The 14898-nt window shown below is 69.5% G+C and carries 12 protein-coding genes; 8 read left to right on the top strand and 4 right to left on the bottom strand.

Annotated features, from left to right (window positions below):
- Positions 1–17: 17 nt before the first annotated feature.
- The 3 genes from ACLJRM_RS19755 to ACLJRM_RS19745 all read right to left on the bottom strand — a co-directional run bounded on the left by ACLJRM_RS19755 (position 18) and on the right by ACLJRM_RS19745 (position 5029).
- Complete coding sequence (locus ACLJRM_RS19755) at positions 18–2264, bottom strand: heavy metal translocating P-type ATPase (RefSeq protein ID WP_410663886.1); 2247 nt, start codon at positions 2262–2264, stop codon at positions 18–20.
- 389 nt (positions 2265–2653) lie between these two features.
- Positions 2654–3775 (bottom strand): DUF6801 domain-containing protein, encoded by a 1122-nt coding sequence (locus tag ACLJRM_RS19750; protein ID WP_410663885.1) that lies wholly within the window; start codon positions 3773–3775, stop codon positions 2654–2656.
- Between the two features lie 72 nt (positions 3776–3847).
- Complete coding sequence (locus ACLJRM_RS19745) at positions 3848–5029, bottom strand: DUF6801 domain-containing protein (protein WP_410663884.1); 1182 nt, start codon at positions 5027–5029, stop codon at positions 3848–3850.
- A gap of 541 nt (positions 5030–5570) precedes the next feature.
- Here ACLJRM_RS19745 and ACLJRM_RS19740 point away from each other — a divergent pair.
- From ACLJRM_RS19740 to ACLJRM_RS19730, 3 genes are read left to right on the top strand one after another with little or no spacing between them, the layout of a single operon-like run.
- Positions 5571–6140: a hypothetical protein gene (locus tag ACLJRM_RS19740; protein WP_101608554.1), complete on the top strand. Its 570-nt coding sequence runs from the start codon at positions 5571–5573 to the stop codon at positions 6138–6140.
- A gap of 28 nt (positions 6141–6168) precedes the next feature.
- A complete protein-coding gene (locus tag ACLJRM_RS19735; protein WP_101608555.1) occupies positions 6169–7383 on the top strand; it encodes a lipase family protein in 1215 nt (404 codons plus the stop codon).
- Positions 7384–7390: 7 nt separating this feature from the next.
- A complete protein-coding gene (locus tag ACLJRM_RS19730) occupies positions 7391–7957 on the top strand; it encodes a GtrA family protein (RefSeq protein ID WP_233223121.1) in 567 nt (188 codons plus the stop codon).
- Here the strand turns inward: ACLJRM_RS19730 and ACLJRM_RS19725 are convergent.
- Entirely contained in the window at positions 7897–9093 is a 1197-nt protein-coding gene (locus ACLJRM_RS19725; RefSeq protein WP_410605145.1) for a PucR family transcriptional regulator, read from the bottom strand. The genes ACLJRM_RS19730 and ACLJRM_RS19725 overlap by 61 nt on opposite strands.
- A 315-nt stretch (positions 9094–9408) precedes the next feature.
- Here ACLJRM_RS19725 and ACLJRM_RS19720 point away from each other — a divergent pair, with 315 nt between their 5' ends.
- From ACLJRM_RS19720 to ACLJRM_RS19700, 5 genes are all read left to right on the top strand, one after another.
- Positions 9409–10629 carry a helix-turn-helix domain-containing protein gene (locus tag ACLJRM_RS19720; RefSeq protein ID WP_410663883.1) on the top strand — a complete coding sequence of 407 codons (1221 nt, stop codon included), beginning with the start codon at positions 9409–9411 and terminating at the stop codon, positions 10627–10629.
- A 342-nt stretch (positions 10630–10971) separates the two neighbouring features.
- Positions 10972–11961, top strand: coding sequence for an alpha/beta fold hydrolase (locus ACLJRM_RS19715; protein ID WP_410663882.1), 990 nt, complete (start codon positions 10972–10974; stop codon positions 11959–11961).
- Between the two features lie 108 nt (positions 11962–12069).
- Positions 12070–12195, top strand: coding sequence for a hypothetical protein (locus ACLJRM_RS19710; RefSeq protein WP_255414878.1), 126 nt, complete (start codon positions 12070–12072; stop codon positions 12193–12195).
- A gap of 106 nt (positions 12196–12301) precedes the next feature.
- Entirely contained in the window at positions 12302–13492 is a 1191-nt protein-coding gene (locus tag ACLJRM_RS19705; RefSeq protein ID WP_410663881.1) for a helix-turn-helix domain-containing protein, read from the top strand.
- A gap of 32 nt (positions 13493–13524) precedes the next feature.
- A complete protein-coding gene (locus ACLJRM_RS19700) occupies positions 13525–14769 on the top strand; it encodes a PucR family transcriptional regulator (RefSeq protein WP_410663880.1) in 1245 nt (414 codons plus the stop codon).
- Positions 14770–14898: the final 129 nt, after the last annotated feature.

The following is a 14898-nucleotide window of genomic DNA, read 5'->3' as shown; positions in this document are numbered from 1 at the left end:
AAAACCACCCGGAAGTGTCACGCAGCCCGTCGGTCCGCCCGGCCGAAGTCCTTGAGACGAAGGCTGTTGGAGACGACCAGCACGGACGACAGCGACATCGCCGCCCCGGCGATCAGCGGGTTCAGCAGTCCCAGCGCGGCCAGCGGGATCGCGGCCACGTTGTAGCCGAACGCCCAGGCCAGGTTCCCCCGGATGATGCGCAGGGTCCGATCCGCGAGCCGGATGGCGTCGGGGACCACGCGCAGGTCTTCGCGGACCAGCACGACGTCGGCCGACCGGATCGCGATGTCACTGCCCCGCGCCATCGCCATGCCGAGATCCGCGGTGGCCAGCGCCGGGCCGTCGTTGATCCCGTCGCCGACCATCGCGACCCGTGCTCCCCCGGCCCGCAGTTCGTCGATGACCTCGGCTTTCTCGGCGGGCAGCACACCGGCCCGCACCTCGGAGATGCCGACCTCGTCCGCGACCACGCGGGCGGCGGCTTCGTTGTCGCCGGTCAGCAGCACGGTCCGCAGGCCGAGCGCGTGCAGGGCGTCGACCGCGGCCCTCGCCGACGGCTTCACGACGTCCCGGACCACCAGATGCCCGGCGACCCGGCCGTCGATCGCGGCCAGGATCACCGTCGCGCCTTCGTGCTCGGCCTCCGCCAACGCGTCGACGACGTCGGCCGGGACCGCGACCTGCCGACCGGTCAGCAGGCGGAGGTTGCCGACGAGGACCTCGTGACCGTCGACCACGCCGCGCGCGCCGAGTCCCGGCAGCGCGGCGAAGTCCTCGACCTCGGGCAGTTCCGGCAGCTCGGCCCTGGCCGCGGTCACGACGGCGGCCGCGATCGCGTGTTCGGAACCGGCCTCGACGGCCCCGGCGAACCGCAGGACCTCCGCGGTGACGAAGCCGTAGGCGGGTCGGCATCCGGTCACCGTCATCTTCCCGGTGGTCACCGTGCCGGTCTTGTCCAGCACCACGGTGTCGACCGTGCGGCTCGCCTCGAGCGCGTCGGGTCCCTTGATGAGAATGCCCAGCTGGGCACCCCTGCCGACCCCCGCCATGAGCGCGGTCGGCGTGGCCAGCCCGAGCGCGCACGGGCAAGCGATGATGAGGACGGCGACGGCCGCCTCGAAACCGTCGCGAGCGGGCGCGCCGCTGAACAGCCACACCGCGAGCGTCAGCACGGCCACGCCGAGTACGACGGGGACGAACACCGAACAGATCCGGTCGACCAGGCGTTGCACGGCGGCCTTGCGGGCCTGCGCGCGCTCCGCCAGCGCCGTCATCTGGGCCAGCTGGGTGTGCGCGCCGACCGCGGTCGCGCGGACGACCAGCCTGCCGTCCCGGTTCACCGAAGCGCCGATGACCCGGTCGCCCGCGCCGACCTCCGCGGGCACCGGCTCGCCGGTCACCGCGCTGACATCCACAGTGGACAGTCCACTGTCGACGACACCGTCGGCGGCGATCGACTCCCCCGGCTTCACCACGAACAGGTCCCCGGTGGCGAGTTCCCCGATCGGGACCATCCGCTCGGTTCCGTCCCGCAGCACCCGGACGTCCTTGGCGGCCAAGGCGTCCAGCGCCGCCAGGAGCCCGGCGGCGCCGCGCCGGGACCGGCTTTCGAAGTACCGGCCCGCCAGCAGGAAGGTGGTCACCCCGGCGGCGACGTCGAGGTAGATCGCGTCCGCTCCGGCCGCGGTCGGGCCGAAGCCGATCCAGTACCCGGGTTCGGCGCCGCCCGCGAAGGCGGACCAAGCCGACCACGCGAACGACGAGAGCACGCCCAGCGACACCAGAGTGTCCATACTGGACGAACGATGCCGGAGATTCCGCAGCGTGGCGCGGTGGAACGGCAGCGCGGACCAGAACACCACCGGAACGGCCAAGACGAGGCACAGCAGCTCCCAGCCGGGGAACCGCAGGCGCGGCACCAGGGCGAGGGTGATCGAGAGGTTCCCCAGCGGGATCGCCAGCAGAGCGGCGACGACCAGACGGCGGCGGAGATCACGGACCCGCGCGAAGCCGGTGTCCGGATCCTCTTCCCCGCGGATCTCGGCCGTGTAACCGGATTTGCGGACCCGCTCGATGAGCACTTCGTCGGCCAGCGTGTCCGGCACCTGGACGGTCGCGCGCTCGGTCGCGTAGTTCACCGACGCGCGGACACCGTCCAGTTTGTTCAGGGTGCGTTCGACCCGTGCCGAACAGGCGGCGCAGGTCATCCCCGACACGGTCAGCTCCACCGTGCGGACGGCTGCCTCCGGCGCGGAAATCGTCATTCTTGGCACTCCCAGGGATTCACCAGTGGTTCCTTGGTGGTGGAACAGGTGTCCCGTGAGGTGTCGCCAGGCAGATTACCGCCGCCGGGAACCGGGCCCGCGTCCGGCCCGACTAGTGCGATGGTGGTGAGAACAGAGGTCCCGTGCCTCGTAAGGATGGTTGATGCTCCCAATGTCGCATTTGAGTCGCTGAGCGTCTCAGCTGCGACATTGGGAGCATCACCAACTGGAGTGGGCGAGTGAGCTGATCGGAGTGCTTGGCGTGACCGGTGATGCGTCCGTACAGGTGGTCGTGAGTAGGCCACACCAGCCTCCCGGGGTGTCGCGAAAGCCACTTTCGCGACGTCTCATGTCCCGAAAGTGGCTTTCGCGACACGGCCGCCAGGAAGTCAGGACTTGCGCGGCGTGAGCACGAGATCGAACGTGTTGCCGTCGCCCTGGACGAACGAGCTCAAGTACTGGGTGAACGCGCCGCAGCCGGTGAGCGGCGCCAGCGAGTAGGTGCCGCTGAGGGCGCCGCCGCCCGCCAGGGTGAAGCCGTCCCCGGTGCGCAGTTCCGCGGTCGACGGGGCCGACGTCCGGCACCCCGGCCCGCTGCTGACCGGCATGCCGATGAGCGTGACGAGCGGGAGGACGGTGGTGAACCGGGACCGCGCGACGAAACCGGTCCCGGCGAAGTCGCCGCCCTGCGGTCCGTCCGCGACGAACTCCAGATCGGCCGCGCCCGGCAGGAAGCCGAACAGCCGGAAGTCGGCGTGTGCCTTGTCGAACGCCGGGCCGCCGGTGAAGACCGTGGCCGAAGTGGCGCTCAGGTCGAACCCGCCGGACAGCGGCGCGGTGGCACCGAGCGCCTTGACGCCGGTCTTGCCGGCGACCGTGTACTGACGTCCCGCCGGCTTGTCACCGAGGTCGAAGGAGAGCAGGACGGGGTCCTGGCCGGGGTCGAGCGTGCAGTCCGAGGTGAACGAACCGATCCCGGTGAACGAGCCGTCGGCCTTCTTCGGGGTCAGGCGGGTGGTGAAGTCGCCGACCGTCAAGGTCGTCTTGCCCGGCTTCGCGAGCGTCACCGTCGGCACGGAGCCCGTCGCCACCGTGCTGAAGGTGCCGGACGGCGGCAGGCCGGTCTTGGCGACGTTCAGCGGGATGCGCACCGGGAAGGGGTTCGCGTCGCCGTTGACCAGCGTGACGCCCGCCGCCGCGGTGCCTTCGATGGTGGCGGCGCCGACGAGGTTGAGCCCGCGCGTCGCCTTGTCCGGCACGTTCACGGTGATCGTCAGCCCTGAGGTGCTGAGCGTGCCGCCGGGAGCGGTCGGGACCTCGAAGTCGGCCTTGATGTTCACGTCGAGCTTCTGCAGCCCGATCAGCGGGAACGGGCAGGTGAACGACAGTTTCTTGTCCACGGGGGTGCCGGCCGCCGCGCTGCGGACGGCGACGAAGAGCAGGCAGCCGGCGGTGAGCAGGACGATGAGGCCCGCCGCGAGCAGCATCCGGACATTGATGCGAAGGGGCATGGTCGCCTTCCTGGACGGCCTGAGACGGCACCGGTCCCCGCCGCGGATCGCGACGGGGACCGGCTTGCCTGGCTACTTCTTGGTGAGGTTCAGATCGAGCGTGTTGCCGTCGCTCTTGGCGAACGCACTGATGAAGTCGTTCAACTGACCGCAGTTCTGCAGCGCCGACAGCGAGTAGGTACCCGACAGCTTCCCGCCCTTGAGCAGGTCGAAGTCCGGACCGGTGGTCATCACGCTGGTGGACGGGCTGACCGTGCCGCACTTCGGGTCACTGCTGATGGGAATCCCGAAGACCTGCACGCTCGGCAGGAACACGTTGAACTTGATGTTCGCCTTGAAACCGGTGCCGATGAGCTCACCGGTCTGCTTGCCGACCTGCTCGACCTTGATCTCCGAACGACCGTCGACGAACCCGAACAGCTTGAACTGGGTGGACGACGGGTCGAGCTTCAGATCGCCGGTGAAGGTCTTCGAAGCCAGGTCGACGTCCGCGTCGAAGCCGCCGTTGATCGGCGCGGTGCTGCCGAGCGACTTCAGCGCGGTCTGACCCTTGATGCCGAACGCGTACTTGATCCCGCCGCCACCGGGGGTGGTGGTCGTAGTGGGCGGGGTCGTGGGCGTGGTCGGCGTCGTGGGGGTCGTGGGTGTGGTCGGCGTGGTGGGGGTGGTGGGCGTGGTGGTGCCGCCACCGTCACCGATCTTGATCGTCGCCAGGGTGTTGTTCTGGCCCGGATCCTGCGTGCACGGCGCGTCGATCGTGCCGTCCGGCGTGATGCCGGTGACCGAACCGTCGGCCTTGCGCGGGGTGACCTTCAGCTGCAGGTCACCCACGGTGATCTTCGCCTCGCCGGGCTGGTTGAAGGTCAGCGAGGGGGTCTTGCCCGCCGCGTTGATCGTCATCTCGCCCGAGGTGGGGATGTTCTGCTTGGCGATGTCGTTGGGCACCTTGACCGGCAGGTTGAGCCCGGGCGCCGCGACGTTCGCCGCCGCGATGGCCTGGCCGTCCAGCGTGGTCGCACCGATCAGGTTGAGCCCGCTGACCGTGTCCGCGTTGATCGTGGAGACGGCCTTGATGTCGAACGTGCCGGTCGGCTGACCGGTCTTGACCGACAGCGGAAGATCGGTGTTGATCACCACCTTCAACGACTGCGACCCCACGAGCGGCAGGTTGCAGTGGTAGTTGAGCGGCAGCGAGATGGGATCGGCGACACTGGACTGTGCCCCGACCACGAGTACCGCGGTGGCAAGCCCCACGGCACCGGCAGCGGCGGCGGCGACCGCCTTCTTTGTTCCTCTACGGTGACTCACGATCGTCCTTCCGTGGTATCAACGATGATACGAAACGGCGTACAATTCCCCAGAGCACTGAAATATCGGCCCGAGAGAATTCTCCGGGTAGCGACGATGTCTGACGGATCGCAACCGAACAGTAAACTAACGACGCTCCCGCACCGCTATCAAGGGCTTCTCCGGAAAAGTTGACGCGCCGCCGGTAAATTGTCACCCTGGCACGGTGCACCCACCCGGTTCCTAGTAGCGGCACATGGGTTTCCCCAGCACAGAGCCACTTGAGACCGGATTCGAAACCGCTGACGCGGGTGACAATCACGCGGCGCGAAACTATCTCGCGCGTGCCAATCACCTTTTCCCGGCCCCGCCTCGCTTGCCTGACGGAATCCTTCGTGAGTAACCTCGCGGTTCAGCAAGCCGGTCACCGCCGACCACCGCGGATTCCCGCCCCTCGTGCCACGGCCGGCCCTTTTTCGCCGAATTCGACGGGGAAACCATGAAAAGAATGCGCCGCACGGCAGCGCGAATCGCGTTCGCCACCGTCTCAGCGACCGCCGCGGCGGTCCTGCTGACCGCCTGCGGGTCCGACGAGCCCGCCGACACCGGGCGGCACGCCGACCCCGCCGCGCTCGCCTGGGTGGACAAGGTGTGCTCCGGAGTCGCGACGGGCTCGGCGAAGCTGTCCCAGCCGCCCGCGTTCGATCCCGCCAATCCGCAGGTGACGAAGACCGCGATGGTGGGCTTCCTGAACTCGCTCTCCGCCGCCCTCGACGACATGGCGGGCGGGATCCGGAACGCCGGTGTGCCGCCGGTCCCGGATGGACAGTCCGCTGTGGACAAGGCCACCACCACGCTCGGCGAGACCAAGACGAAGGTGGCCGCCACGCTCACGAAGATGCAGGGCGCGACGGTCACCGACCAGGCGAGCCTGCAGAAGGTGGTCGCCGAAGCCGACACCACGATGAGCGGGCTGAGCGAGCCGGAAGGCCCGATCAAGCACCTGCGCGCCAACCCGGAACTGAACCTCGCCTTCGCCGAATCCCCGACCTGCCGCCAGGTCTACGGCAACGTCTGAACCCGTCCCGCACTCTGGAGGCCCGGCCGTGCCGATCTCGTTCCCCCGCCCGTCCCGCCGGACACTCGCCGCCGTGCTGGCGATCGTCCTGTCCGCCGGTCTGCTGACCGTGCTGAGCGGGAGCCCGGCGAATTCCGCCGCCCCCACGGCGTCCGACGACTCGTTCTACACCCCGCCGTCCCCGCTCCCGGCGGGCAAACCGGGTGACATCATCCGCTCACGTGTCTCGAAAGCCGGACCGCGTAAGGATTCCGTCAACGCGTGGCAGGTGATGTACCTGTCGACGGACGCCCTCGGGCGGCCGGACGCGGTGACCGGGACGGTGCTGGTGCCGAAGAACGCCGACCCGGCGAAGGCGCCGATCGTCTCGTTCGCCGCCGGTACGCAGGGTCCGGCGTTCGACTGCGCGCCGTCGAAGATGGTCGACATCGGCGCGTTCTACGAGCAGTCGGGTCTCGACGACGCGCTCGACGCCGGATACGCCGTCGCGCTGACCGATTACGAGGGCTACCGCCAGGACCCGAAGACGACGTACGTGGTCGGGCGTTCGGAAGGCCCGGCGGTGATCGACGCGGTCCGCGCCGCGCAACGCCTGCCGGAAGCCAAGCTGTCCACCGACGCCAAGGTGCTCTTCCGCGGGTACTCGCAGGGTGGCGGGGCGGCCGCCTGGGCGGGCGAACTGCAGCCCTCGTACGCCCCGGAGCTGAACCTCGTCGGCGTCGCGGCGGGCGGTGTGCCCGCCGACCTCGTCCAGGTCACGCTGCAACTCGACGGGAAGCAGGGCTTCGGCGTCTTCGCCTACGCCCTCCTCGGCCTGGACAAGGCGTACCCCGAGCTGAAGCTGGACTCCTTCCTCAGCGACAACGGCCGCGTGAAACTGGCGGAGATGCAGAAGAGCGCGTGCACGTTCGAGCTGCTCACCACCTACGCGAACCAGAGGATCGCCGACTACACGACCAGCGCCGGTTACGTACGGCCGGAATGGGTGAAGCGGCTCAACGAGAACAAGCTCGGCGGCACACCCCCCAAGGTCCCGGTGTTCCTCTACCACGCGACACAGGACCAGCTCGTGCAGTTCGCCCAGGCCGACGCGCTGCACAAGGCCTACTGCGCCGCCGGGGTCAAGACGACCTGGAAGACCTTCGAGACCGATCACATCACGGCGGTCTACACCGGCAACGCCGACGTGCTCGCCTTCCTCAAGGACCGGGTCGCGGGCACCCCGGCGACGTCGAACTGCTGAGCCCGCGGTGCTCAGAACCGCCCCAGCGTCCTTTGTGGACGACGCGGCGCACGGCGGTGCGCGGACCGGCAAGCGGCGTGAGCTGCTCCGGTTCGCCACCGTCGGCCTCGCCGCGTTCGGCCTCACCCTCGGGACCAACTACGGGCTGAAACTCACCGTCCTGCAAGCCAAACCGGTCACGGCACTGGCCATCGCGACCGTCGTGGCGACGGCCTTCGCGTACCTGCTTTCCCGCCGCTGGGCGTTCCACACCCGCGGCGGCAGGCGCAGGCTGCACGAAGCGGCGCTGTTCTTCGCCGTCAACGCGATCGCCGTGACGATCAACCTGTGCCCGCCCCTGATCTCGCGTTACGTCCTGCGTTTCGAGGTCCCCGAGGTCAGTTTCCTGGCGCAGGAGATCGCCGACTTCGTCAGCGGGATGCTGCTGGGCACCGCGGCGGGTTCGGCGTTCCGCTGGTGGGGCTACCGCCGCTGGGTGTTCCCGGTGGCGGGAGCCCGTCAGTGCCTACGGAATCAGACGTCGGCGGGCCTCAGTCGTTCCGCGCGCAGCGCGAGTTCGATCCGCAGCCGCTGATCCGGATCGTCCAGCCGTTCGCCGAACAACTCCGTGAGCCTCCGCAGGCGGGCCCGCACCGTCTGCGGGTGCACGGCGAGCTGCCGGGCGATCTCGGGCGCGCTCCCCCGCGTCTGCACCTGCGTGAGCAGGGTCGCCGCCAGCTCGTCGTGCTGCCGCGGCGCCAGTCCCGACAACGGTTCCAGCGCCTCGACGGCCAGCTGATCCAGCAGGAACTCGTCAGCGAGCAGCAACAGCGTGGTGATGTGCTCCTCGCACCACAGCACCGGGCCGACCGTGGTGATCATCCCCCGCTGGGCCAGTTCGGACGCGCGGCGCGCGATCCGGAACGACTCGGCGGCCTGTGCCGTCGGGACGGACACGCCGACCGTCGCCGACCAGCCGGAAGGCAGTTCCCGCAGGCCGCCGAGGTCGGCTTCGGGACACGCCACCAGCGCGCCGGGCGCGTCGGAGACGAGATCCGCGGGCACCCCCGAGGGCAACAGTCCCGAAGGGAACGCGGGCGCCCCGGGAGCCGCGCTGAAGACGACCGCGGTGATCCGCTGCGGGATGCGCCAGCCGATCGCGACGGCGAGCGCGCCGGCGTCGGCCTGGGTGTATCCCGCGCCGCCGGTCAGCAGCCGGAACAACCTGGCCCGCTGCTCCGCGGGCCCGGTCGCCTCGGCCTGTGCGGCGTTGTAGCCCTCGGTCAGCGCCATCGTCACCTCGACGACGTCGCCGAACAGGCATTCGGCCGCGCCGTAGAGCACGTCGCCCGAAAGCTGGAGCTGACGGCCCGCCGCGGCGATCGAACGCCACAGCACCCGGCTCGAGACCCTGAACGCGGCCTGCGCGGCCTCGCGGCTGAGTCCTTGATGGAACGCGATCCTGCCCTGGGCGCGGAAGTCCGCCAGCAGGTCGTTCTGCAGCAGTTCGGGGACGCCGACCCGGTCGATGGCGCGTTCGATGCTGCGCCGGGTCAGCTCGACGGCCGCGGCACGGGCGTCGCTGTCGCTGAAGACCTCGGCGCATTCGGCGATTTCGGACATCACGCCTTCGACGCAGTACCGGGCGATCGCCGGGATCCGCGGCCGGACGGCGTCACCGAGTTCCCTCGGCAGGCGTGCCCACAACGAACCAACGGGCTGCCAGCTCACGTGTGCGTTCTCCCGCTGTGAAGTAGGCCGACGATTACGGGCACCAATTCCCTTTCGTCCGCGCGCCACCGGCGCACTCGAATGCACGGAGCGTAGAACCGGCGCCACATCCGTGTCAAAAGCCGCCACGCCGAAACGCCCATCCGTGTCACCGGCGCGGCGTGCCGCGACTTTCCGTCGCCAATTCAACGTCACATTCGTGGTACACGCCGTCGGCCGATCCAGTAGAAACACTCCCGGCACCCGGTCCGTCGATCCGACGCGGTTGTGCAAAGGGATTCATGTTCCCGTCCCCGGTTCGAAGAAAATCAAAGGGTGGTCTTCGTGGTCGAGTACCGCAGTTTCGGCATGCTGGCGACGTTGCCGCGTTCGCTCGGCGAAGAACTGCGTCCGTATGTCGGTCACGCCGCGGCGGCCATGATCAAGCAGGTGCAGCGGTCGGTCAGCGCGTATTCGCTGCCGTTGCGCGGCGTCTTCGGCCGGGTCCTTGTCGTCTCCTGCGAGCGGGCGGTGCAGCACTACGTCGACTGCATCGGCGACCCGGACGTCCCCCACGACCGCTGGATCGAGTTCTACCGGCTGCGCGGACGGACCGAGTTCGCGGAGGGCCGCGGCCTGGAACCGTTGCACGACAGCGCGACGGTCGGCGCCCGGGCGGCCTGGCGCGCGATGCGGCCCATCGTGCGCGGACTCCGTGTCGGCCCCGACGTCATCGCGCTCGCGGCGGAGTCGGTCTTCGTCTACGTCGACGAACTGTGCGCCACGACGATCGAGGGCTACCAGGAAGCGGAAGCCAAGGCGGCAGGCGCGATCCCGCTCCGGCGCCGCCGCCTGCTCGAACTGATCTCGCAGGCCCCGGAAGGGTCCGCGTGCAGCATCGCGAGCCTGGCCAAAGGCGCCGGATGGCGTGTTCCGGAGACCGCGGCCATGGTCGCGCTCCAGCGCACCCCGGGTGCCCCCGGCTTCCCCGCCCATCTCCTGGACGACACCGTGCTGCACGACCTCGACAGCACCGAGCCGTATCTGCTCACCGCCGATCCCGACACCGATCTCGCGCCGCTGAAGGACGGGATGGACGGCTGGCGCGCGGCGGTCTCCCCGGTCGTACCGCTCACCGACTCCCCCGCCGCCCTCCGCACCGCTCGCCGCGCACTACTGCTGACCAGCGAAGACGCCCCCGGGCCGATCGTCTGGTGCCGGGATCACCTCGCCACGCTCTGGCTGCTCGCCGAGGACTTCCTCGGGGCAGAGCTCGCCAAGCAGAGCCTCGACCCGTTCAGCTCACTGAGCGAGAAACAACAGGCGCGACTCAGCGAAACCCTGCTGGCATGGCTGGAAACCCGCGGTGGGGCACCGGATATCGCGCAACGGCTGGGAGTGCACCCGCAGACCGTGCGGAACCGCCTTCGGCAACTGGAAGACCTGTTCGGTGACCGCCTCAAGGACGCGGACGACCGGCTGGGCATGCACCTCGCGCTGCGCGCGCAGCGACTTATGCGGGCCCTCCGCCCCGACGAAGGGGAACCAGGGAGCTGACGCGCCGGACCCGCCGTTCCGGTGGCCGCACGGTGGGGAGCACCCAGCGCAGGCCCCGGCGGGCGCGCTTCGCCCTCGGCTGGTCGATGTGGAAGTCCGCCCGGCAGGCCATCGTTTCTTCTCCCCGTGGTGACGGGTGTTTACCGACGCTTTCCTGAATACCGGGACGGTGGGAGATTGTCGATGCGAAACGGCCTCGCCGTCACGGTTTTAGCATCCGGCTCGGGGTGCGCGCCGGAATTCTTGTCATCCGGGTCGTCATTACCGGACGTGTCCGGCGACACGCTGACGCACCAGCCGTTCTACCCGTTATTTTGACGCCTGACAACGGAAAGGCGGGACATGGCCCTTCAAACGCGCACACTGACCCTGCACGGGCAGGAAATCCGGTTGCGGGAATACCTGCCGTCCACAAAGGACATCGCAGGTGAACCGCTCGTGCTGCTGCACGGGATCTCCGGCAGCGGTGAGACCTGGGTGCCGTTGCTCGACCACTTCGAGCGGACCGGGTTCGACCGCCGCGTTCTCGTCCCCGACCTTCCGGGACACGGTGATTCGGGCTCGCCACGGGCCGACTACGGCCTCGGCGCGATGGCCAGCGTGGTCCGTGACGTCCTCGCGCTCACCGGCAACCGCCACGCGACCATCGCCGGGCACTCCCTCGGCGGCGGGATCGCGATGCAGTTCGCGTACCAGTTCCCCGAGATGTGCGCCCGGCTGGTGCTCGTGGGCAGCGCCGGGCTCGGCCCGCAGGTGACCCCGGTCCTGCGCGCGACGGCGCTGCCGGGGGCCAAGGCGACGCTGTCGGCCGCCGTCAACCCGGTCACCGTCGCGATCGCCCGCGGGATCGCCGCCGCCTGCCGCAAGCTCGGCGGGAAGCTCTCCCCCGAGACCAGGGAGCTGACACGCCACCTCTCGTCGCTGGCCGATCCGGGCAGGCGGCGGGCGTTCCTGTTCATCGCGCGCAGCCTGATCGACCTCCGCGGCCAGCGCGCGAGCGCCGTCGACAAGCTCTACCTCGCCCGGGAGGTGCCCACGCTGGTCGTCTGGGGCGCGCACGATCCGCTCATCCCGGTCGGCCACGGCCGGAAGACCAGCGAACTGCTGCCGGATAGCCGCTTGACGGTGTTCGAAAATGCGAAACACTTTCCACATGTGGCCGATCCGGCCCGGTTCGGCGGCGAGCTCGAGCGCTTCCTCGCCGAGACCGCACCCGCCCGGTTGAGCCTGGACGAGGTCGTCGAGGTGCTCATCCGCGCCAGCGAGGCGGCGGAGGTGCTCGAAAAGGCCCCGGAAAAGTTGTCACCCGGGCCTCATCTCAGGCCCGCCTAAGTGTCACCCGCCGCCGGATCGGACCACCCGTTCGGGTGTAGTCCATCCAGGTGGCCGATCAAGGCCCCGCCAGCCGTTGACAGTCCTCTCGGCCGGATTTTATGTTGCGTGAGCCACAAAATCTGGATCGGCTTCACCGTTGAAGAGGCTGATTTTGTTGCCAGCAAGGATAAAAAACATGACCGACTTGGATACCGGGTTCTCGCGGCACGATCTGCGGACCGCACGGCCTGACCCCGACGTGCGTAACCCCGCCACCCCGCACCGCCAGCCACCGGGTCCGGTCCAGCGACCGCGCGCCTTCACGCCGGCACCGAGAACCCCAGTGGAGAACCGACCTGTGCGCAGCACCGGTGCGAATGGACTGTGGGCGTCACTGCCGAGGGATCTCGGCGAGCGGTTCCGGCCGCGAGCCGACCCCCTGGCGCGAGCCATCCTTCAGGAGGTGCAACGAGCCGTCCCCGAGTACGCGCAGCCGCTGGAAGGCGCGTTCGGACAGATCATCACGCAGGGTATCCGGCAGGCGATCCTGCACTGCCTCGATACCATCGGACAGGGGACGACGTCGCTCGACAAGTGGTCGGCGGTGTTCCGCAACCTCGGAAAGGTCGAGTTCAAGGAGGGCCGCAGCCTCGACTGCCTGCAGACGGCGTACCGCGTCGGCGGTCGCGTCGCCTGGCGGCACGTCTCGGAATTCGGGCAGGCGATCGGAGCGGACGCCGATCTCCTGTGCACCGCGGCGGAGGCGATCTTCGCCTACGTGGACGAGATTTCCGCGCTGTCCATCGAGGGCTACACCGCCGCACAGGAGCGGGCAGCGGGCACCAGGGCGAGACGCCGGCGCAGGCTGCTCGAACTGATGCTCTCCGATCCGCCGTCCTCACCGCAGTCGATCGCGTCCCACGCCGCCAACGCCCAATGGGCGATGCCTGCCGAGGTCACGGTCGTCGCGCTGGAACGACGGCTCGGCCCGCTGGACCCCGACAGCGCCGACCTGGACTCCGACGTCCTGGTCGATTTCGAGGGTCCCAAGCCCTGCCTGGTCACCGGCGACCCCGACAAGCACCTGAAGGACCTCGCCGAACGGCTTCCCGGCTGGCGGGCGGTGATCGGCCCGGCCGTGCGGCTCACCGAAGCACCGCGCTCCCTGCTGTGGGCCCGACGCACCCTGCGGCTGGTCCAGCGCGGGGTCCTGCCGGACAAACCGGTCACCCGGTACAGCGATCACCTGTCCACCCTGTGGCTGCTCGCCGACGAGTTCCTGGTCCGTGAGCTGTGCACCCGCAGCCTCGCCCCGTTCAACGACCTCACCCCCAAACAGCGGGCGCGGCTCGGGGAGACGCTGCTGATCTGGCTGCAGTCCCGGGGCAGTGCCCCGGAGATCGCGAAAAAACTCAAGGTCCACCCCCAGACCGTCCGATACCGCATGCACCAGCTCATCGATCTCTTCGGCGACCGGTTGAACAACGCCGACGACCGGCTCGACATGGAGATCGCTCTGCGCGCGGAGGCCTTGCTCACCGAGGACTGACCAGCGTTTCCCACTCACAACGAGGTGACGAGGTGACCCGACCGCAGGATGCCCGCAGCGGGATCGAGGCGACGTACGGCCCGCTTCTCACGCCCGCTCGGCCCGATGGGTCGAGCGGGCGTGCCGTCCAGCTCTGGGCTTTGCTGCCGAGAGAGCTGTCGACCGTGTTCCGGCCGGTGCTGGCCGACGTGGCCGGAGAGGTGGTCCGCGAGATCCAGCGGACCATCCCCGACTACGCGCGGCCGCTGGACGGCGCGTTCGGGAAGGCGCTCAAAACCGGCGTCCAGATGGCGTTCCTGCAGTTCGTGGAGCGGATCGGGAACCCGGAAGCCCCGTCGGAAGACCGGCGGAGCGTGTTCCTGAGCCTGGGCGTCCAGGAGTTCCACCAGGGCCGCAACGTCGACGTCCTCCAGGCCGCGTACCGGGTCGGGGCCAGGGTGACCTGGCGCCGGGTGGCCGAGGCCGGCCGCCGCGCCGGCGTCCCTTCCGCGACGCTGTGCCTGCTCGCCGAAGCCATCTTCGCCTACATCGACGAGCTGTCGGCGCTGTCCGTCGAGGGCCACGCGGAAGCGCGCGAGAAGGCCGCGGGCGCGCTGGAGCGCCGACGGCACCGGCTGATGGAGCTCCTGCTCGCCGAGCCGCCGTCACCGCCCGATGTCGTCAAACACGCCGCCGACCTGGCCCGCTGGCAGCTGCCGGACCTCCTCGTCGCCGTCGCCCTCGACCGGCTGACGGACGAAGCGCCCGTAGCCGCGTTGACCGGGTTGGCCGACTTCGAGAGTCCCTCTCCTTGTCTGTTGCTCCCCGCTCCGGAACCGGACGAACGGGAACGCTTCACCGAAGACCTGACCGGCTGCCGGGCCGCGATCGGCCCGGCCGTCCCACCCGCCTTCGCGGCACGTTCCTTGCGGGCCGCACGAGAGGCCCTGCGGCTCGTCGAGTCCGGCGCGCTCGTCGACGAACCCGTGACGTGGTGTGTCGACCACCTTTCGCGCCTGTGGCTGCTCAAGGAACCGTTCCTGGCCGCCGAACTGGTCCGGGAGCGGCTCGGTCCGCTGGCCGGGTTGACCGGGAAGCAGCATTCGAGGCTGGCCGGGACGCTGCTGGCGTGGCTCGAGACCTGCGGGAACGTCCGCGAGGTGGCGGAACGGCTCGCGGTGCATCCGCAGACGGTGCGGTCGCGCGCTCAAGAGCTGGAGGCGCTGTTCTCGGACGGGCTGCGGGATCCTGAGCGGCGGTTCGAGATGATCCTGGCCCTGCGAGCCGCCCCCTCCTGAGGCTCACGCGGATCGCCGTCGGCCGCAAGTCCCCTTCACAAGGCGACCCAATGCCGTGAAGGCCTCCTTCCCTACTTTGAGAGTAGGGAAGGAGGCCTTCACGGACCGGCAGCGCAAGTAGTCGACTAG

The sequence above is a fragment of the Amycolatopsis sp. lyj-84 genome (assembly GCF_046549075.1).
Taxonomy (GTDB): domain Bacteria; phylum Actinomycetota; class Actinomycetes; order Mycobacteriales; family Pseudonocardiaceae; genus Amycolatopsis.
The sequence above is the reverse complement of the archived record's forward strand: the minus strand, read 5'-3'. Positions and strand labels throughout refer to the sequence as shown.